Origin of the sequence: Leisingera daeponensis DSM 23529 (genome assembly GCF_000473145.1) — a bacterium.
Taxonomy (GTDB): Bacteria; Pseudomonadota; Alphaproteobacteria; order Rhodobacterales; family Rhodobacteraceae; genus Leisingera; species Leisingera daeponensis.
On the sequence record NZ_KI421500.1, the window covers coordinates 1,800,460 to 1,818,287 of the forward strand.

At 64.7% G+C, this 17,828-nt stretch carries 16 protein-coding genes; 6 read left to right on the plus strand and 10 right to left on the minus strand.

Annotated features, from left to right (window positions below):
- The first annotated feature begins 39 nt into the window (after positions 1-39).
- A complete protein-coding gene (locus DAEP_RS0109250) occupies positions 40-1,062 on the plus strand; it encodes a ribose-phosphate pyrophosphokinase (protein ID WP_008556654.1) in 1,023 nt (340 codons plus the stop codon).
- Positions 1,063-1,119: 57 nt separating this feature from the next.
- Here DAEP_RS0109250 and DAEP_RS0109255 read toward each other — a convergent pair whose 3' ends face one another.
- On the minus strand, positions 1,120-2,313 hold the full coding sequence (locus DAEP_RS0109255; protein ID WP_027244455.1) for an MFS transporter: 1,194 nt from the start codon (positions 2,311-2,313) through the stop codon (positions 1,120-1,122).
- A 69-nt stretch (positions 2,314-2,382) separates the two neighbouring features.
- On the opposite strand from DAEP_RS0109255, the gene DAEP_RS0109260 reads away from it, so the two are divergent.
- Entirely contained in the window at positions 2,383-2,784 is a 402-nt protein-coding gene (locus DAEP_RS0109260; protein WP_027244456.1) for a helix-turn-helix domain-containing protein, read from the plus strand.
- Here DAEP_RS0109260 and DAEP_RS0109265 read toward each other — a convergent pair.
- The 3 genes from DAEP_RS0109265 to DAEP_RS0109275 form a co-directional block, all read right to left on the minus strand.
- Positions 2,781-3,131 (minus strand): H-type lectin domain-containing protein, encoded by a 351-nt coding sequence (locus DAEP_RS0109265; RefSeq protein ID WP_027244457.1) that lies wholly within the window; start codon positions 3,129-3,131, stop codon positions 2,781-2,783. The genes DAEP_RS0109260 and DAEP_RS0109265 overlap by 4 nt on opposite strands.
- Before the next feature lie 112 nt (positions 3,132-3,243).
- Complete coding sequence (locus tag DAEP_RS0109270; protein WP_008555297.1) at positions 3,244-4,461, minus strand: PAS domain-containing protein; 1,218 nt, start codon at positions 4,459-4,461, stop codon at positions 3,244-3,246.
- A 141-nt stretch (positions 4,462-4,602) separates the two neighbouring features.
- A complete protein-coding gene (locus DAEP_RS0109275; RefSeq protein ID WP_027244458.1) occupies positions 4,603-6,186 on the minus strand; it encodes a class I SAM-dependent methyltransferase in 1,584 nt (527 codons plus the stop codon).
- A 332-nt stretch (positions 6,187-6,518) separates the two neighbouring features.
- Here DAEP_RS0109275 and DAEP_RS22560 point away from each other — a divergent pair, with 332 nt between their 5' ends.
- Positions 6,519-7,136, plus strand: a complete 618-nt coding sequence (locus DAEP_RS22560; protein WP_154665047.1) for a tetratricopeptide repeat protein — start codon at positions 6,519-6,521, stop codon at positions 7,134-7,136.
- A gap of 177 nt (positions 7,137-7,313) precedes the next feature.
- Here the strand turns inward: DAEP_RS22560 and DAEP_RS0109285 are convergent, their stop codons facing one another.
- The 6 genes from DAEP_RS0109285 to DAEP_RS0109310 all read right to left on the minus strand — a co-directional run bounded on the left by DAEP_RS0109285 (position 7,314) and on the right by DAEP_RS0109310 (position 13,345).
- Positions 7,314-7,727 (minus strand): F0F1 ATP synthase subunit epsilon, encoded by a 414-nt coding sequence (locus tag DAEP_RS0109285; protein ID WP_027244459.1) that lies wholly within the window; start codon positions 7,725-7,727, stop codon positions 7,314-7,316.
- Between the two features lie 56 nt (positions 7,728-7,783).
- Complete coding sequence (atpD, locus tag DAEP_RS0109290; RefSeq protein ID WP_008553733.1) at positions 7,784-9,208, minus strand: F0F1 ATP synthase subunit beta; 1,425 nt, start codon at positions 9,206-9,208, stop codon at positions 7,784-7,786.
- 21 nt (positions 9,209-9,229) lie between these two features.
- The gene (locus DAEP_RS0109295; RefSeq protein ID WP_027244460.1) at positions 9,230-10,108 is read right to left on the minus strand and encodes a F0F1 ATP synthase subunit gamma; all 879 of its coding nucleotides are present in this window, start codon (positions 10,106-10,108) and stop codon (positions 9,230-9,232) included.
- Positions 10,109-10,123: 15 nt separating this feature from the next.
- Positions 10,124-11,662, minus strand: coding sequence for a F0F1 ATP synthase subunit alpha (gene atpA / locus DAEP_RS0109300; protein ID WP_008556314.1), 1,539 nt, complete (start codon positions 11,660-11,662; stop codon positions 10,124-10,126).
- Positions 11,663-12,223 (minus strand): F0F1 ATP synthase subunit delta, encoded by a 561-nt coding sequence (locus tag DAEP_RS0109305; protein WP_027244461.1) that lies wholly within the window; start codon positions 12,221-12,223, stop codon positions 11,663-11,665.
- A gap of 375 nt (positions 12,224-12,598) precedes the next feature.
- Positions 12,599-13,345 (minus strand): class I SAM-dependent methyltransferase, encoded by a 747-nt coding sequence (locus DAEP_RS0109310; RefSeq protein WP_008555155.1) that lies wholly within the window; start codon positions 13,343-13,345, stop codon positions 12,599-12,601.
- A gap of 55 nt (positions 13,346-13,400) precedes the next feature.
- On the opposite strand from DAEP_RS0109310, the gene gloB reads away from it, so the two are divergent.
- The 3 genes from gloB (at position 13,401) to DAEP_RS0109325 (ending at position 17,652) form a co-directional block, all read left to right on the plus strand.
- Positions 13,401-14,174 (plus strand): hydroxyacylglutathione hydrolase, encoded by a 774-nt coding sequence (gene gloB / locus DAEP_RS0109315; RefSeq protein WP_036760565.1) that lies wholly within the window; start codon positions 13,401-13,403, stop codon positions 14,172-14,174.
- A 176-nt stretch (positions 14,175-14,350) separates the two neighbouring features.
- Positions 14,351-16,675, plus strand: a complete 2,325-nt coding sequence (gene clpA, locus DAEP_RS0109320; RefSeq protein WP_008557373.1) for an ATP-dependent Clp protease ATP-binding subunit ClpA — start codon at positions 14,351-14,353, stop codon at positions 16,673-16,675.
- Positions 16,675-17,652 (plus strand): M23 family metallopeptidase, encoded by a 978-nt coding sequence (locus DAEP_RS0109325; protein WP_036760567.1) that lies wholly within the window; start codon positions 16,675-16,677, stop codon positions 17,650-17,652. The genes clpA and DAEP_RS0109325 overlap by 1 nt, the downstream gene beginning before the upstream one ends.
- The last annotated feature ends 176 nt before the right edge of the window (positions 17,653-17,828 follow it).

Below are 17,828 nucleotides of genomic sequence, written 5' to 3' on the forward strand. Positions count from 1 at the left end.
ATCTGACACATTGCCATTGCTGCCTGGGGATAACAGCCAATGCCGACCTTGAACGAACCCAAGCTGATTGCTGGGAACGCCAACCTTCCTCTTGCCCAAGCCATTGCCCGCCGGATGAGCCTGCACCGCGGTGTTGACCAGGGGCTGGCGGACGCCCGCGTCGAGCGGTTCAATGACGGCGAAATCTTCGTCGAAGTCTATGAGAACGTCCGCGGCGAGGACATGTTCATCATCCAGCCGACCTCGAACCCGGCCAATGACAATCTGATGGAGCTGTTGATCATCGCCGATGCGCTGCGCCGCTCCTCGGCCCAGCGGATTACCGCAGTGATCCCCTATTTCGGCTATGCCCGCCAGGACCGCCGCACCAAGGCGCGCACCCCGATTTCGGCCAAGCTGGTGGCGAACATGCTGACCGGCGCGGGCGTGGAGCGGGTGCTGACCATGGACCTGCACGCGGCGCAGATCCAGGGCTTCTTCGACATTCCGGTGGACAACCTTTATGCCAGCCCGATCTTTGCGCTGGACGTGAAGGCGCAGTTCAAGGACCAGATGGGCGACCTGATGGTTGTCTCCCCCGACGTGGGCGGCGTGGCCCGCGCCCGCGAGCTGGCCAAGCGCATCAACGCGCCGCTGTCGATCGTCGACAAGCGCCGCGAGAAGCCGGGCGAAGTGGCGGAGATGACCGTGATCGGTGATGTGAAGGACAAGATCTGCCTGATCGTCGACGACATGTGCGACACCGCCGGCACCCTGTGCAAGGCGGCCCAGGTGCTGCTGGACAACGGCGCCAAGGAAGTCCACGCCTATATCACCCACGGCGTGATGAGCGGCCCGGCGGTGGAGCGCGTCACCAACTCGGTGATGAAATCGCTGGTGCTGACCGACTCGATCCAGCCGACCGAGGAAGTGAAGGCCGCGCCGAACATCCGCATCGTGCCGACCGCGCCGCTGTTCACCCAGGCGATCCTGAACATCTGGCACGGCACCTCTGTGTCGTCGCTGTTCGAGGACAAGACGCTGGTTCCGATTTACGAGAGCCTCTATTCCAACGGCGGCTGAGGCGGCTGTTACCCCGGAATTGATGAAAGCCCCGCAGTCAAGCGGGGCTTTTTCGTTTCAGGCCGCGGCACGGCGGCGGGCGGTGTGCAGCGCCGCGGCCAGCGCGGCGGCGGCCATCAGCGCCAGCACCGCCGCGGCCGCGCCGAAGGCACCGCCGTAGCCCCATTGCGCTATCGCCGGCGTGCTGGCGAAGGGCGACAGGAACTGGCCGCAGAACACCGAAGCGGTGAGGATGGCCCCCGCGGTGCCGCGCCGCCCCGCCGGGGCCAGGGCGAGGGCAATGGCGACAAAGCCCGGCGACACCGTGGCATAGCCGACGCCGACGGCCATCGCCCCGGTGAGGGACAGGGCCGGGCTGCCCTCTTGCGCCAGAACCGCAAAGCCAAGCGCCAGCGCGCCGTAGCCCGCGGCAAAGACCGCCGCGTGGGGCAGCGCGCCCTTGAAGCGGGCATAGGCCAGCGCGGTGAGGCCGCCGCAGAGCGACAAGAGACCCAGCCCGGCGCCGGTCATCAGCGCGCTGTTGAGCCCCTGGGACGCAAAGAAGAACGGCAGCTGGGTCGGCATCATGAAAAACAGGCCATTGGTCAGCATCTGCAACGCAGAGACCGCAATCACCAGCGCCAGCCAGGCCGGGTGCCCTGCCCCCTCTGCCTGCGCTTGCGCTGAGCCGGTGCGGTCCGGTTCGGGGGCAAAGCGCCAGACTGTGTAGAGGCAAACAACCGCCAGCCCGTAGATCAGGAACGGCAGCCGCGGCGACTGGGTGGCGGCCAGTCCGGCCAGGCCGATGAACACCAGCCCGCCGAAATTGCGGGCCGAGATCTGCAGGCCGGTCAGCGCCTGCCGCCGGGCGCCGGTGAAGTAATCCCCGATCAGCGCGGTCTGCGCGGTCATGATCAGCGCCACCGCAACCCCCAGGCCAAAGCGGCTGGCCAGCATCAGGTGCAGGTCCGGCAGGCAGACCCCCGCCGTGCCGCACAGAATGAACAGCCAGATCCCTGCCAGCAGCACCCGCCGCCGTCCGGCGCGGTCGGTTAGCCAGCCCGCCAGCGGCGCCGTGAGCATCACCCCCAGCGAGGGCGCAGTGACCAGGAGCCGCACCAGAAAGCCCGCATCGGGCACATCCGCGAACTCCTGTTCCAGCCCGGCCAGCGCCGGGCTGATGGTGGCATTGGCCATGACCGTGAGGCTGGCGGCCAGCAAAAGCGCGATGGCCTTGGGCTGCCGCCAGAGGCCTGTGGTTTCCGTCGTCATCCGCAAATTCCCTTGTTCATTCCGGTTCCGGGTGGCAGCCTGCGAATTCAAGCCAGCTTGAGGTCAAGGATGAAACTTCTGGATATCGGCGAGGTCGCAGAACGCTCCGGCGTGGCGGCCTCGGCCTTGCGGTACTATGAGGAAATCGGGCTGATCGCCGCGGCCGGGCGCAAGGGGCTGCGGCGGCAGTTCGGGCCCGGCACGCTGGTGCAGCTGTCGCTGATCACGCTGGGCAAGGCGGCGGGGTTTTCGCTGCAGGAGATTGCGGCCATGTTCGGCAAGGACGGCCAGCCCGACCTGCCGCGGGAGCAGCTGCATGCGCGCGCTGACGCGCTGGAGGCGCAGATCCAGGAGCTGACGGTGCTGCGCGACGCACTGCGCCATGCGGCGGAATGCCCGGCGCCCAGCCACCTGGAATGCCCGAAGTTTCAGAAGCTTTTGCAGGCCGGAAGCCTTACGGCAAAGGTTTAATCGACGTCCCAGTCATCGGCATGGGGCAAGTCGCCAATGGCCAGCCAGGCGGCGCGCACACGGGCGGCGCGGCTGTCGGCCCAGGTGCGGAAGACAACATCGAAGCCTTCGCAGGTGATGTTTTCCGCCACCAGCTCTGCCCGGATCGCGGCGGAGCTGTCCATATCCCACAGCGATACCGACACATGCACGGCAGGCGGGCGGGCGAAGGCCTCGGAAAACTGCACCGCCCGGCGCCGTTCCCGCGGCCCGGAGCCGGTCCACATTTTGCCGCCGTCCTCGAAATCCGAGAAGATCCCGATATCGCCCTGATCGACCCCCGTGCGGGGATTGCGCAGTCTTTTCATTCCGTTTCCCAAGCGCTTAGCCTGACTGTCAGTCTAGGCCATAGAGCAGGATAATCCAGAACTCAGCAGCCATGCGCCAGCGCCTGTTGCGGGGGCGCACGGCGGCGGCGGGTTACTTTTCCTCGCTGGCGAGCGCCGCGCTCAGCTCGGAAATGCGTTCCAGCCGGGCGGAGATGCGGTCCTGGAACTGGCCCAGCTCATCAATGATCGAGTTCAGCGATTCCCCCACGTGGCCCAGCCGCGCGCATTCGATCTTGCACAGCACCCGGGTGGTGGTGAGCGCCATGAAGTGGCGGTGCAGGGTCAGGCAGGCCTTCTGGATGCGGTCAGCCTCGAAGCGGACGTCGTGCAGGCTGGCGCGGGCCTTGGTGAACTGGCTTTCGGTCAGGTCCGACAGGATGGCCAGTTCGCGGGCGATGTCGGTGGAGGCGGTGCCGTCTTCCTGGTCGAGCTGATGGCCGCATTCGGTCAGGATGCGCGCCAGCCCCTCGACAAAGATCGCCGCCGTCACCGTGCCCTTGATGGCCCTGAAATTGCTGTCCTTGCCCCAGACGTGGGCCTCGAACCAGCTGGACATGTCGCGCGACATGGAGCTGTAGTTCTGGGACAGAACCGTCACCGGCCCGCCTGCCGGCTCGATCCGCGAGGCGATCACCCGCAGGTTATGCGGGATGGTGCGCATGGATTCGAACTCCTGCACCAGCGCCTCGGTCTCGCCGACCAGCGTGCCGGCGGTCGCGTGCATCGCGCGGCGTTCCGCCAGCCGGGCGCAGGCCGGGCGGTTGAGGCCGGCATCGCGGGCCAGCAGCTCCTCCGCCAGGGCGTGGCCCGCAAAATCGTTGTAGGTGTCAAAGCCCAGCTCCTTGAGGCGGGCCAGCAGAACCGCGGCGCTCTCCTGCGGGCTCAGCCCCTCGTCCTGCTCTGCCTGGCGCAGGGTGGCGTATTCCTGCTGCACCGTGCGCAGCAGCGGGCTGGTGGGTTTGATCCGCGCCGACAGATAACCGCCGTCGCAGGGCGTCACCACGGCAAACACCCAGTAATAGCTGCCGTCGCGGGCGCGGTTCTTGACATAGGCGCCGACGGTGCCGCCGTCCTTGATGGTGTCCCACAGCAACTGGAACACCGCGCGCGGCATGTCGGGGTGGCGGATGATCTTGTGCGGCGCCCCCAGCAGCTCCTCCAGCGGGTATTTGGCGACCCGGCTGAACACCGCGTTGCCGGCCTGGATAACGCCGCGGTCATCGGTGCGGGAGAAAAACACTTCGTCCAAGGCAAAAGAAGCCTCTTTGCTCCTGGTCTGAGCAGTCAGCGTGCGGTCTTCGAAGGACACGGGTCAGTTCCTGTCAGTGATTGTTTTATGCTGGTTCATGTGTACCGGGCAGTGCTTTTCAAATTGCTAATGCGGCACGCGCCGCTCAACTTTCCGGCAGCGCAAAGGCCGGCGGCAAGACCGCCGCCGGCCCTGTCGGGATCAGGCCGCGGCCTCCTGCGCCAGGGCTGTCCGGCTGCTGTGCAGCGCGACGCCCAGGCTTTCCAGCAGCGGCAGGCGGCGGGCGGCGAATTTGCCGGCCCGGGCACGCAGCAGGGCAAGGTTCTCTTCTTCGGTTTCCAGCACCCGCCCCTCGTGCTGCAGGCGCTGGCCCTGCGGCGCCAGGATGCGCCAGGCCAGGTCAGCCCATTCCGCGGGCGTCTCCAGCCCCTCGCCGCGGGCTAGCAGGAACAGCTGCTCAAGCCGGTCAAGCTCCACCCCGCCGCCGGTGACGGGCGAGGCCAGAAAGCGCAGCGTCTCGCTGTCCTCGGCCCGTTTGCAGACGGCCTGGTTGAAGGCGCGGCAGGCGGCCTCGCGCCTGGTCAGCCCCTCTGGCGGCAGGCAGGGCGCGATGCAGCCGGTGGCGGCCAGCGCGGACAGCATGACGGTGATGCTGCCCCAGTCCATGGCGCCGAACACGCCCTGATCCAGCAGGCTGCGCACCGTTGCGGGGCCTTGGGCCAGCGCCTTCAGGACCGGCGCGTACTGGGCCTGCGCCAGCGGCAGGTCCTTGCCGCGGTGGTGGAACCTGAGCGCGCCGCCGCTGTAGGTGCGGGTCAGCGCGAAGGGCGTTGCGAACCAGGCGCCGATCTCGCCGCGCGGGGTGTGCGCCAGCTTGCCCTTCACGAAGATGTCGGTGCGGAAATGCTCGTTCAGCAGCACGTCCCGCAGCCCCTCGCGGCGGTCCGGGTCCGGTTCAGCCTCCAGCAGCGCCTGCTGCTGCGGCGTAAAGCGGACGCTGTCGATATTGTCGAGCGGATGCACCGAACCGGCAAAGCTCAGCTTGGCGCCTGCCAGTTCAGCGGCCAGATCCTCGAAGTGGAAGGGCGTCCAGTCCTTGTTGAAATACTCATGCGCCAGATAGTTGGCGGGCATCGCATCCATGTGCTTGAGCCGCTGGGCGGCGGAAGGGTTGCTGGCAAAGAAGCCCGCTCCGGCCGCGCTCAGCTGGCGGGCGAAGTCCATCGCCTCCTGGATCCGCGTTGTCAGCGGGCCGCGGCCCTGCTCTGCCCGGCTGGCGAGCAGGCGGCGCAGCGGCATCGCTGCGGCCCAGCCCGGCTGCGCGTTGCTGCTGACATAGACCAGCCCGCCCGGCCGCAGCCGGTCCGAGATGAAGCGGAGGATGTGCTGGCGGTTTTCGGCGGAGACCCAGCTGTAGACCCCGTGCAGCGCGATGATGTCAAAGCTGTCCGGCAGGTCCGGCGCCTGGCCGAAATCCGCGAAGCTGCGTTCGTGGAAATGGACGTTGTCCAGACCGGCCTCCTGCGCCAGTTCGCGGGCGCCGGCGATGTGCGCCGGGCTGAAGTCCATCGCGTGAAAGGAGATATGCGGGTTGGCCGCCGCCAGAAGATTGGCCGAAAACCCCTGGCCGCAGCCCAGTTCGCAGTAACTGAGCCGGTCCGTGCCGAACCCGTGCCGGTGGCCCTGGCGCATGGCGGCGAATTCCAGCAGGGCGGGCGTCAGCTGGCTGTGAAAATCAAAGGTGTAGTCGATGCCGGCGACATAGCCGGAGGTCCAATCGGTCACGGGGAATCCTGCTGTTTGGGTAAACGTCCTGCAGGGTAATTTCGGAAAATTTGGTGAGAATTGGGTTAAGAGCGGAAGAATTAGCGTAGTGAGCAAGAGAAAGCGTGGAGAAGGGAAGAAGCGCCATTTGACGCTGCCGTTACACCCCGCACTTCAACGCGAGCCAAGGTCTGGGCTGAGCCCAAAGCTGTCCCTAAATTCAAGCCACGCTCCCTGATGGCGAGGAGAATTGGGTAGCGTCGGCCTCGCCGCTTAGCTGTTCACGGCGGTTGCGTGTAGCCCAAGCGCGTGCAAGTGTCGGGCGAACACTTTTTGAACAGGAATTTTGTCCATTGTCCCATTTTTCCAGCCGCCTAATTCAGGTCGGCGTTCTTTGTTTGTCCTTTCTGGCAGCTACACCGGGTATTGCGGATTTTGCCACTGGCACCCAAGCCTATATCAAGGGCGATTACGCAAACGCACGCAAAGAGTGGCTGCCTTTGGCAAGAGCAGGTGATGCCCGCGCCCAAGTTGGAATGGGTATTTTAAGCGAATGTGCTTGTGGGGAATCTCCGAGCATCCCCAAAGCCATCAAGTGGTACAAGATGGCTGCTGACCAGGGTTCGGACACGGGCCAGCTTTATCTTGGGAACCTCTACCTGCAAGGCAAAGGCGAGGGGTTCGCTCGCGACCCTTTAAAGGCCGTCAAGTATTTCAGCCTTGCGGCCCATCAGGGTAATCCAAAGGCTCAGAACATGTTGGGCTTTTTGTATGCAACCGGCACAGGCTTAAAGCGTGACCGTGTCATGGCATTGATGTGGTTCTTGATCGCTGAAGACCTGGGAGACACTGGAGCTTCAGGAAACGTTAAAAAGGAAGCATCTGAACTGTCGGAGGAAGAGCGTGCCCTTGCTTCAGATATGTCCTTGCGTTGCCGCACCTCTGGGTACGACCACTGCACTCGCCCGTGAGTAGTAGAACTGAGATCTCCGTCTTAAGGACCGCTCTGCCCCGCAAATCCCCTATCCCGCTCCTACTGAGGAACGGTCCACTATCGTCCTGCAGCCGTCCGAGACCCGCCTGCCCCAAAAAACAAAACCGGCCCCCAGAGGGGAGCCGGTTTCTGTATCGTCCAATCCGCGTTTGGATCAGAGGGACATATGGGTGCCCAGGGCTTCCATGTCGGCGAGCAGCTTGGCTGCGTCCTCGACCAGGCCGTGCGGCTGGTCTTCCTCTTTCGCGGTCTTGTACATCTCGCGGGCTTCCTCGATCAGCTCGTTCATCTGATCGCGGGTCATCTCAGTCATCGGGATCGCGCGTTCGGCCAGAACCGACAGGCTGTCGCCTGCGATTTCAGCAAAACCGCCGGTCACCAGATACTCCGCGTTGCCTTCCGGGCTTTCGACCTTCAGCACGCCGGGGCGCAGGGTGGTGATGGTGGGCGCATGCTGCGGCATCGCCGTCATGTCGCCCTCGGCTCCGGGGATCTGAACCGCGCTCACCTGCAGCGACGCCAGGGCGCGCTCGGGGCTGACGAGGTCGAATTGCATCGTTTGTGCCATTGGGGCCTCCTTTCAGGGTTCCCCCGCACCGCGAAAGCGCGGGGGAAAATCCGTTCTTAGGCGGCTTCCGCAGCCATCTTCTCGGCTTTGGCGAGCACTTCGTCGATGCCGCCAACCATGTAGAAGGCGCCTTCGGGCAGGTGGTCGTATTCGCCGGCCACAACCGCCTTGAACGACGAGATGGTGTCTTCCAGCGGAACCTGCACACCGTCAGAGCCGGTGAACACCTTCGCAACGTCGAACGGCTGGGACAGGAAACGCTGGATCTTACGCGCACGCGCAACGGTCAGCTTGTCCTCTTCCGACAGTTCGTCCATGCCGAGGATGGCGATGATGTCCTGCAGCGACTTGTAGCGCTGGAGGATCTGCTGAACGTCGGAAGCCACTTTGTAGTGCTCTTCGCCAACGATCTGCGGGTCCATCAGGCGCGACGAGGAGTCGAGCGGGTCCACCGCGGGGTAGATGCCGAGCTCGGAGATCGCACGGTTCAGAACGGTGGTCGCGTCCAGGTGGGCAAAGGTGGTTGCCGGTGCCGGGTCGGTAAGGTCGTCCGCGGGAACGTAGACGGCCTGGATCGAGGTGATCGAGCCGTTCTTGGTGGAGGTGATACGCTCCTGCATCGCGCCCATGTCGGTGGCCAGGGTCGGCTGGTAGCCCACAGCGGAGGGGATACGGCCGAGCAGAGCCGACACTTCCGAGCCTGCCTGGGTGAAGCGGAAGATGTTGTCCACGAAGAACAGAACGTCGGTGCCGGACTGGTCGCGGAACTGTTCGGCCAGGGTCAGGCCGGTCAGCGCAACACGGGCACGGGCTCCCGGAGGCTCGTTCATCTGACCATAGACCAGGGCCACCTGGGATTCTTCCAGGTTGTCCGGCTTGATCACGTTGGATTCGATCATTTCCCAGTACAGGTCGTTGCCTTCACGGGTCCGTTCGCCAACACCCGCGAACACCGAGTAGCCGGAGTGCACTTTTGCGATGTTGTTGATCAGTTCCATGATCAGAACGGTCTTGCCCACGCCGGCGCCGCCGAACAGGCCGATTTTGCCGCCTTTGGAGTACGGGGCCAGCAGGTCGATCACCTTGATGCCGGTCACCAGGATCTCGGACTCGGTGGACTGCTCGCTGAACTCGGGCGCGGGCTGGTGGATGGCGCGGGTTTCGGTCGCGTTGACCGGGCCCTTTTCGTCCACCGGCTCACCCACCACGTTCAGGATGCGGCCCAGGGTGGCGTTGCCGACCGGGATCGAGATCGGCGCGCCGGTGTCGCTCACGGCGCGGCCGCGGACCAGGCCCTCGGTTGCGTCCATAGCGATGGTGCGGACGGTGTTTTCGCCGAGGTGCTGTGCCACTTCCAGAACCAGGGTCTTGCCCTCGTTTTCGGTGTGCAGTGCGTTCAGAATTGCGGGCAGGTGGTCGTCAAACTGGACGTCCACAACGGCGCCGATGATCTGGGTCACCTTGCCTTTTGCTTGTGCCATTTGTTGGTCTCCGGTTGTCTCTTAGAGCGCCTCAGCGCCCGAAATGATTTCAATCAGCTCGTTGGTGATCACGGCCTGGCGGGAGCGGTTGAACTCGATGGTCAGCTTGTCGATCATATCGCCCGCGTTGCGGGTTGCGTTGTCCATCGCGCTCATCCGGGCACCCTGTTCGGATGCGCCGTTTTCCAGCAGCCCCGAGAAGATCTGGGTCGCCACGCCGCGCGGCAGCAGGTCCGCCAGGATCCGCTCTTCGCCGGGCTCGTAGTCATAGACCGCAGATGCGCCGTCCTGGGCCTCGCCGCCCTCGTAGGAGGCCGGGATGATCTGCTGCGCGGTCGGGATCTGGGTCACCACGTTGACGAACTCCGAGAAGAAGATCGTGGCAACGTCGAATTCACCAGCATCGAACCGGGTCAGGATGTCCTTGGCGATGGCCTGCGCGTTGGCATAGCCGACGCGCTTGACATCGCTGAGGTCCACATGGCCGACGAAATCACTGCCAAGGTCGCGCTTCAGGGCGTCGCGGCCCTTCTTGCCGACGGTCAGAATCTTGACCGTCCTGCCCGCGGCCTTCAGCTCGGCCGCCTTCTGGCGGGCAAGCTTGGCAATGTTCGAGTTGAAGCCGCCGCAGAGGCCGCGTTCGGCGGTCATGACCACCAGGAGGTGAACCTGGTCCGAGCCGGTGCCGCGAAGCAGCTTGGGCGCGGAGTCGCTGCCGCCGACCGAGGCCGCCAGCCCTGCCATCACGGCGTTGAACCGCTTGGTGTAGGGCCGGGAATCCTCGGCAGCTTCCTGGGCGCGGCGAAGTTTCGCCGCGGCCACCATTTGCATGGCTTTGGTGATCTTGCGGGTCGATTTGACCGACTCGATCCTGTTTTTAAGGTCCTTGAGAGAAGGCATGTCCCGACTCTCTCCTTATGCGAAGGTGGCGGCGTATTCGTCGATCGCAGCCTTGAGTTTGTCAGCGGCATCGCCCTTGATCTTGGGATCTTCGTTGGTGATCCAGTCCAGGGTCTCTTTGCCTTTGCCGCGCATATGCGCCAGCAGGCCCGCTTCCCAGCGGCTGACGTCCTTGAGCGCGATCTTGTCCAGGTAGCCGTTGGTGCCGGCGAAGATCACGCAGACGATCTCAGCGTTGGTCAGCGGCGAGTACTGCGGCTGCTTCATCAGCTCGGTCAGACGGGCGCCGCGGTTCAGCAGCTGCTGGGTGGCGGCGTCGAGGTCGGAACCGAACTGGGCGAAGGCCGCCATTTCGCGGTACTGGGCCAGCGACAGTTTCACCGGGCCTGCAACGGTCTTCATCGCGTTGGTCTGGGCCGAGGAGCCCACACGCGAAACCGACAGACCGGTGTTCACGGCGGGGCGGATGCCCTGGTAGAACAGTTCGGTTTCCAGGAAGATCTGGCCGTCGGTGATCGAGATCACGTTGGTCGGAATAAACGCGGACACGTCGCCGCCCTGGGTCTCAATAACCGGCAGAGCGGTCAGCGAGCCGGCACCGAAGTCTTCGTTCAGCTTTGCCGAACGCTCCAGCAGGCGGGAGTGCAGGTAGAAAACGTCGCCCGGATAGGCTTCGCGGCCCGGCGGACGGCGCAGCAGCAGGGACATCTGGCGGTAGGCCACGGCCTGCTTGGACAGGTCATCATAGATGATCAGCGCGTGCTTGCCGCTGTCGCGGAAGTATTCGGCCATCGCGGTTGCGGCGTAGGGCGCCAGGAACTGCAGCGGCGCCGGGTCGGACGCGGTTGCGGCCACGACGATGGAGTATTCCATCGCGCCGGCTTCTTCCAGCTTCTTCACCAGCTGGGCCACGGTCGAGCGCTTCTGGCCGACCGCGACGTAGACGCAGTACAGCTTCTTGGACTCGTCGTCGCCTGCGGCGTCGTTGTAGGTTTTCTGGTTCAGGATGGTGTCCAGAGCCACGGCGGTTTTACCGGTCTGACGGTCGCCGATGATCAGCTCGCGCTGGCCGCGGCCGATCGGGATCATCGCGTCGACCGACTTGAGGCCGGTTGCCATCGGCTCGTGCACCGATTTACGCGGGATGATGCCCGGCGCCTTGACGTCTGCCACTTTGCGCTCGGAGGCGTTGATCGGGCCCTTGCCGTCCAGCGGGTTGCCCAGACCGTCGACAACGCGGCCCAGCAGCTCGGGGCCGGCCGGAACGTCCACGATCGAGTTGGTGCGCTTGACGGTGTCGCCTTCTTTAATGTCGCGGTCGGAGCCGAAGATCACGATACCGACGTTGTCGTTTTCCAGGTTCAGCGCCATACCCATGATGCCGCCCGGGAATTCGACCATTTCACCGGCCTGAACATTGTCGAGGCCGTAAACGCGGGCAATACCGTCACCAACGGACAGCACGCGGCCGATTTCTGCCACTTCAGCTTCTTGACCAAAATTCTTGATCTGGTCTTTCAGGATCGCAGAAATCTCTGCTGCTTGGATACCCATTTATCCGACCTCTTTCATTGCATTCTGTAGGGAGTTGAGCTTGGAGCGGATCGAACTGTCGATCATCTTCGAGCCCACTTTAACGACGAGACCGCCGATGATGGACGCATCGACGGTGGCATTGATGGTGACTTTCTTGCCCACGCGCTCGGCCAGGGTCTTGGCCAGCTTGTCGCTTTGGGTCTTGGTCAGAGCCTTGGCGGACACCACTTCGGCGGTGACTTCGCCGCGGGCGTCGGCCAGCCGGGCGCGCAGCGCGTCGATCAGCGCGGGCACCACGAACAGGCGGCGTTTGTCGGCCATCAGGGCAAGGGTATTGCGCAGGACGGGATCCAGCCCCATCTTGTCTGCCACCGCGGTGATCGCGGCGCCCTGCTCTTCGCGCGACACGAGCGGCGAGCGGATCAGGCTGTTGAGGTCTTCGCTGTCAGCCAGCGCGGCTGCCAGGTCATTGATGCTGGTTTCAAGGCTGTCGAGCGCCTTGTTTTCTTCAGCGATGTCGAACACCGCCGTGGCATAGCGCGCAGCAATGCCTGCAGAAATCGAAGCTGGTTCGGACACGTCCACCCTTCCGATATGTTTTTGGCCCCGGTTGGCATACCTGGCCTTCAGGCGGCGTCCGGGGGCGTGAGTCATCCCCCATTGGCAGCGGGGCGTTGAAATCAGCGTGGGTCTAGCAGAGCGGATGCGACCTATCAACTGCCTATAACGGTAACGGATAAAAGCATGTTTCACGTGTTTTCAAAGGCTTGCGGGAAGTGCGGCCCTTTGACCACAGTCGTTAAATAAAAAAGTGCGGCTGAACTGCAGAATTTGGCGATTCCGGAAAGCGGCATTTGCGGCAAAAACCGTCACACATCGCTGCCGGGGCCGCTTTTGCCGCGCTGCGGCGTGCCTGCGGACAGTTTCAGGGAATCGAAATCCGCGCCCCCAAAGTCAGGCCGGTTCCGGCATCGGATTGGACAGGCCTTCCAGCACCCGGATGCGGCTCGGCGTCTTGGAGCGGATCATGTGGCCCTTCTGCGGGTAGGTCTGCTTGCTGACCTCGACCATGAACACCCCGCCGGCCAGCATCGCGGGCAGTTTGCGGCCCATCTTCTCCAGCATGGCGCCGGATTTGAGCCAGAACCGCTTGTGGCTGGGCAGCCGGTAGAGCGCCGCGGTGTGCTGCTCGATGGCGAACTGATGCTCACGCAGCTGGCCTTCGAGCTGGCGCAGCGTGTAGGGGCGGCCATAGCCGAACGGGGTCAGATCGGAGCGCGCCCAGAACCCGGCCCGGTTCGGGACGATGAAAATCGCCCGCCCGCCCGGCCCCAGCACCCGCCAGCATTCCTCCAGCAGGCGGGAGGGCCGTTCCGAGGTCTCCAGCCCGTGCAGCAGCACCAGCCGGTCGATCCGGCCGGTATCGACGGGCCAGCTGGTCTCCTCGCACAGAACCGAGACATTGGGCATCCCCGCAGGCCACTGCATCACCCCCTGCGGCCCCGGCATCAGCGCCATCACCCGGCGCGCCTCCGCCAGGTAGGGACGCAACAGCGGCGCGGCAAAGCCGAAGCCCGCCACCGTCAGCCCCTCGGCCTCCGGCCACAGCTCCAGCAGGCGGCCGCGGATCGACGCCTGCGCCGCACGGCCCAGCGTGCTGCGGTAGTAGAAGTTCCTCAGATCCTGCACGTCGAGATGCATTGCGGGCGCCTGCTGCTTCGGCCAATCTGGGTGCAGTTTAGCAATGTAAAGGCGAATGACCATGCCTCTTGAGATCATCACCCTGCCCTGCCTGTCCGATAACTATACCTTTTTGATCCATAATCCGGCCTCGGGCGAGACCGCGCTGGTGGATGCGCCGGAGGCTGGCGCCGTCAAGGCGGCGCTCGCGGAGCGCGGCTGGGGGCTGGACTGGATCCTGCTGACGCATCATCACTGGGACCATGTGGACGGGGTGGCAGAGCTGCGGGAAGCTTATGGCGCCAAGGTGATCGGCGCCGAAGCAGACGCGCACCGGCTGCCGCCGCTGGACAAGGCGGTCGAGGATGGCGGCACATTCAGCCTCATGGGCGAAGAGGTTCAGGTGATGGATGTGTCCGGCCACACGGTGGGGCACATCGCCTATTACATCCCGGGCGCGGCGGCCGTGTTCACCGCCGACAGCCTGATGGCACTGGGCTGCGGGCGGCTGTTCGAGGGCACGCCGCAGCAGATGTGGGCCAGCCTGTCGCGCCTTGCCGCGCTGCCGCCGCAGACCGTGGTTTACTCTGGCCATGAATACACTCAGGCTAACGCCGGCTTTGCGGTCACGGTGGATCCCGGCAACCCGGCGTTGCAGGACCGCGCCCGCGATATCGCACGCGCGCGGGAGAAAGGGATCCCGACGGTGCCCTCCTCCCTGCAGCTGGAACTTGACACCAATCCGTTCCTGCGTGCCGCAGATAGCGCTATCAGGGCGCATTTGGGCATGGAAGACGCTGAAGACGCGGAGGTTTTTGCCGAAATCCGCAAGCGCAAAGACAATTTCTGAGCAAATCAAGGGTCCCGGGGCGCAACAGGGAGAAAATAATTGTGACCCCAAAATGAAGAAAAGCCCTTGAAGCCGGCGCGCTATCAACCAAACTCTAACCATATAAGCACATGGTTGAACTGAGGGGTTGGTTAATACCGCCCCGCCGGCCAACCCAAGATCAGAGGAGCACGCCCGTGCCTTCATTCTCGAGCACCCTGGAACAGGCCATTCACGCAGCGCTCGCGCTGGCGAATGAACGCCGTCATGAATTCGCAACCCTGGAACATCTGCTTCTGGCCCTGATCGACGAGCCCGACGCGGCCCGCGTGATGCGCGCCTGCAGCGTGGACCTGACCGAATTGCGATCCTCCCTGGTGGAATTCGTGGATGAGGATCTTGCCAATCTGGTCACCGACATCGACGGATCGGAGGCGGTGCCGACCGCCGCTTTCCAGCGCGTCATTCAGCGCGCCGCGATCCACGTGCAAAGCTCCGGCCGCACTGAGGTAACGGGGGCGAATGTGCTGGTCGCCATCTTTGCCGAACGCGAAAGCGACGCCGCCTATTTCCTGCAGGACCAGGAGATGACCCGCTATGACGCGGTCAACTTCATCGCCCATGGCGTGGCCAAGGATCCGGCCTACGGGGAATCTCGCCCGGTGACCGGCGCGACGGAGCAGGAAGAGGACAACCTGACCACCACGCCCGAAGGCGAAAAGAAGGAGTCGGCGCTGGCCAAATACTGCGTCGATCTGAACGCCAAATCCCGCAAGGGCGACATTGACCCGCTGATCGGCCGCGACCAGGAAGTGGAGCGCTGCATCCAGGTGCTGTGCCGCCGCCGCAAGAACAACCCGCTGCTGGTGGGCGACCCCGGCGTCGGCAAGACCGCGATTGCGGAAGGCCTGGCGCGCAAGATCGTCCAGGGCGAAGTGCCGGATGTTCTGTCGCAAACCACCATCTATTCGCTCGACATGGGCGCGCTGCTCGCGGGCACCCGCTACCGCGGCGACTTTGAGGAGCGGTTGAAGGCCGTGGTCTCGGAGCTGGAAGACCACCCGGACGCGGTGCTGTTCATCGACGAAATCCACACCGTGATCGGTGCCGGCGCCACCTCCGGCGGCGCGATGGATGCGTCCAACCTGCTGAAACCCGCGTTGCAGGGCGGCAAGCTGCGCACCATGGGCTCCACCACCTACAAGGAGTTCCGCCAGCATTTCGAGAAGGACCGCGCGCTGTCCCGCCGGTTCCAGAAGATCGACGTGAACGAGCCGTCGGTGGAGGACTCCATCGAGATCCTGAAGGGGCTGAAACCCTATTTCGAAGAGCATCACGGCATCAAGTTCACCGGTGAAGCGATCAAGACCGCTGTGGAGCTGTCGGCGCGCTATATCAACGACCGCAAGCTGCCGGACAAGGCCATCGACGTCATTGACGAGGCCGGCGCCGCGCAGCACCTGCTCATCGAGAGCAAGCGCCGCAAGACCATCGGCGTCAAGGAGATCGAGGCCGTGGTGGCGAAGATCGCCCGCATCCCGCCCAAGAACGTCTCCAAGGACGATGCCGAGGTGCTGAAGGATCTGGAGAAATCGCTGAAGCGCGTGGTCTTCGGCCAGGATGATGCGATCACCGCGCTGTCGAGCGCCATCAAGCTGGCCCGGGCAGGCCTGCGCGAGCCGGAAAAGCCCATTGGCAACTACCTGTTTGCAGGCCCGACCGGCGTCGGCAAGACCGAGGTCGCGAAACAGCTGGCGGATCAGCTGGGCGTCGAACTGCTGCGCTTCGACATGTCGGAATACATGGAGAAACATGCGGTCTCCCGCCTGATCGGCGCGCCTCCGGGCTATGTCGGCTTCGACCAGGGCGGCCTGCTGACCGACGGTGTCGACCAGCACCCGCACTGCGTGCTGCTGCTGGATGAGATCGAGAAGGCGCACCCGGATGTCTACAACATCCTCTTGCAGGTGATGGACAACGGCCAGCTGACCGACCACAACGGCCGCACGGTCAATTTCCGCAACGTGATCCTGATCATGACCTCCAACGCGGGCGCATCGGAGCAGGCAAAGGCCGCCATCGGCTTTGGCCGCGACCGCCGCGAGGGGGAGGATACCGCCGCCATCGAGCGCACCTTCACGCCGGAGTTCCGCAACCGCCTGGATGCGGTGATCTCCTTCGCGCCGCTCGGCAAGGAAGTGATCCTGCAGGTGGTCGAGAAATTCGTCCTGCAGCTGGAAGCGCAGCTGATGGACCGCAATGTCTCGATCGAGCTGACCCGCAAGGCCGCCGAGTGGCTGGCCGACAAGGGCTATGACGACCGCATGGGCGCGCGTCCGCTGGGCCGCGTCATCCAGGAGCACATCAAGAAGCCGCTGGCAGAAGAGCTGCTGTTCGGCAAGCTGACCAAGGGCGGCGTCGTCAAGGTCGGCATCAAGGACGGCAAGCTGGATCTGCGCCTGGAAGGCCCCAGCAACCCGCGGATTTCCGGCGACCGGCCGCCGCTGCTGACCGCGGACTGATGCGCCCCGCAGGGCTGCTGATCGCACTATCGCTCGCCGCGCCCGCCGCGGCGGGCGATTTTCGTTTGCAGTTCCCGCTCGGTTGCACCCTGGGCGAGGACTGCCACATCCAGCAGTACGTGGACCACGACGCAGGCCCCGGGGCCGCAGATTTCACCTGCGGCAAGCTTAGCTATGACGGCCACAAGGGCACGGATATCGCCCTGCCCTATCTGTCGGACATGCGGGCCGGCGCCACGGTCCGCGCCGCCGCGGATGGCGTGGTCCTGGGCACCCGCAACACCATGCCGGATCAGTATGCGACAGCCGAAAATGCCGCCGCGATCGACGGCAAGGAGTGCGGCAACGGCCTGGTGCTGCAGCACGGCGGCGGCTGGGAAACCCAGTATTGCCACATGAAGCGCGGCTCGATCCAGGTCCAGAGCGGCATGAAGGTGAAGGCCGGCGATGCCTTGGGCGAAGTCGGCCTGTCCGGCAAGACACAGTTCCCGCATCTGCATCTGTCGGTGCGCAAGGACGGCGCGGTGGTGGATCCCTTTGCCCCGGACAGCTTTGGCACCTGCGGCGCGGCCTCCGCCCCGGCGCTGTGGGCGGATCCGCCGGATTACCGGCCGGGCGGGGTGCTGGGCGCGGGCTTCAGCAGCGCCATCCCCGAATACCAGGCGGTCAAGGATGGCACCGCCGACCAGGCGCCGCTGGCCGCGGATGCGCCGGCCTTTGTGTTCTGGGCCTATGCCTTCGGCGGCCAGGAAGGCGACACGCTGGAACTGACGGTGACCGGCCCGGGCGGCGAGCTTGTGAACCGCCGCGAGGCGCTGGAAAAGGATCAGGCGCAGTTCTTCCGCGCGGCCGGCCGCCGTCTGCGCGGCGGCTCCTGGCCTGCGGGGCATTACACCGGCACGGCGCGGCTGCTGCGCGGCGGCAGCGAGGTGGACAGCTTCAGCAGCAGCATGACGCTGGCGGACACCCCGGACTAGAACGTTCCTGTATCACGGTGCCGCATCTGCCGGGGCCGCGGCCCCGGCAGATGCGCGGCCCAACCGGCGCGGACGCCCCTGCGGGGCGGCCTGGCGCCGGGCGGGAGCGCGCCGGGAAACAGGAGCGGGTCGGCAGCAGGCAGGGCATTTTCTGTCAAACGTTGATAACTCCCGCC

Excerpts from the sequence above, each read along its gene's own strand:
- DAEP_RS0109250 (WP_008556654.1), top strand. The coding sequence starts at position 40 with ATGCCGACCTTGAACGAACCCAAGCTGATTGCTGGGAACGCCAACCTT.
- DAEP_RS0109255 (WP_027244455.1), bottom strand. The coding sequence starts at position 2,313 with ATGACGACGGAAACCACAGGCCTCTGGCGGCAGCCCAAGGCCATCGCG.
- DAEP_RS0109260 (WP_027244456.1), top strand. The coding sequence starts at position 2,383 with ATGAAACTTCTGGATATCGGCGAGGTCGCAGAACGCTCCGGCGTGGCG.
- DAEP_RS0109265 (WP_027244457.1), bottom strand. The coding sequence starts at position 3,131 with ATGAAAAGACTGCGCAATCCCCGCACGGGGGTCGATCAGGGCGATATC.
- DAEP_RS0109285 (WP_027244459.1), bottom strand. The coding sequence starts at position 7,727 with ATGGCACAAACGATGCAATTCGACCTCGTCAGCCCCGAGCGCGCCCTG.
- atpD (WP_008553733.1), bottom strand. The coding sequence starts at position 9,208 with ATGGCACAAGCAAAAGGCAAGGTGACCCAGATCATCGGCGCCGTTGTG.
- DAEP_RS0109295 (WP_027244460.1), bottom strand. The coding sequence starts at position 10,108 with ATGCCTTCTCTCAAGGACCTTAAAAACAGGATCGAGTCGGTCAAATCG.
- atpA (WP_008556314.1), bottom strand. The coding sequence starts at position 11,662 with ATGGGTATCCAAGCAGCAGAGATTTCTGCGATCCTGAAAGACCAGATC.
- DAEP_RS0109310 (WP_008555155.1), bottom strand. The coding sequence starts at position 13,345 with ATGCATCTCGACGTGCAGGATCTGAGGAACTTCTACTACCGCAGCACG.
- gloB (WP_036760565.1), top strand. The coding sequence starts at position 13,401 with ATGACCATGCCTCTTGAGATCATCACCCTGCCCTGCCTGTCCGATAAC.
- DAEP_RS0109325 (WP_036760567.1), top strand. The coding sequence starts at position 16,675 with ATGCGCCCCGCAGGGCTGCTGATCGCACTATCGCTCGCCGCGCCCGCC.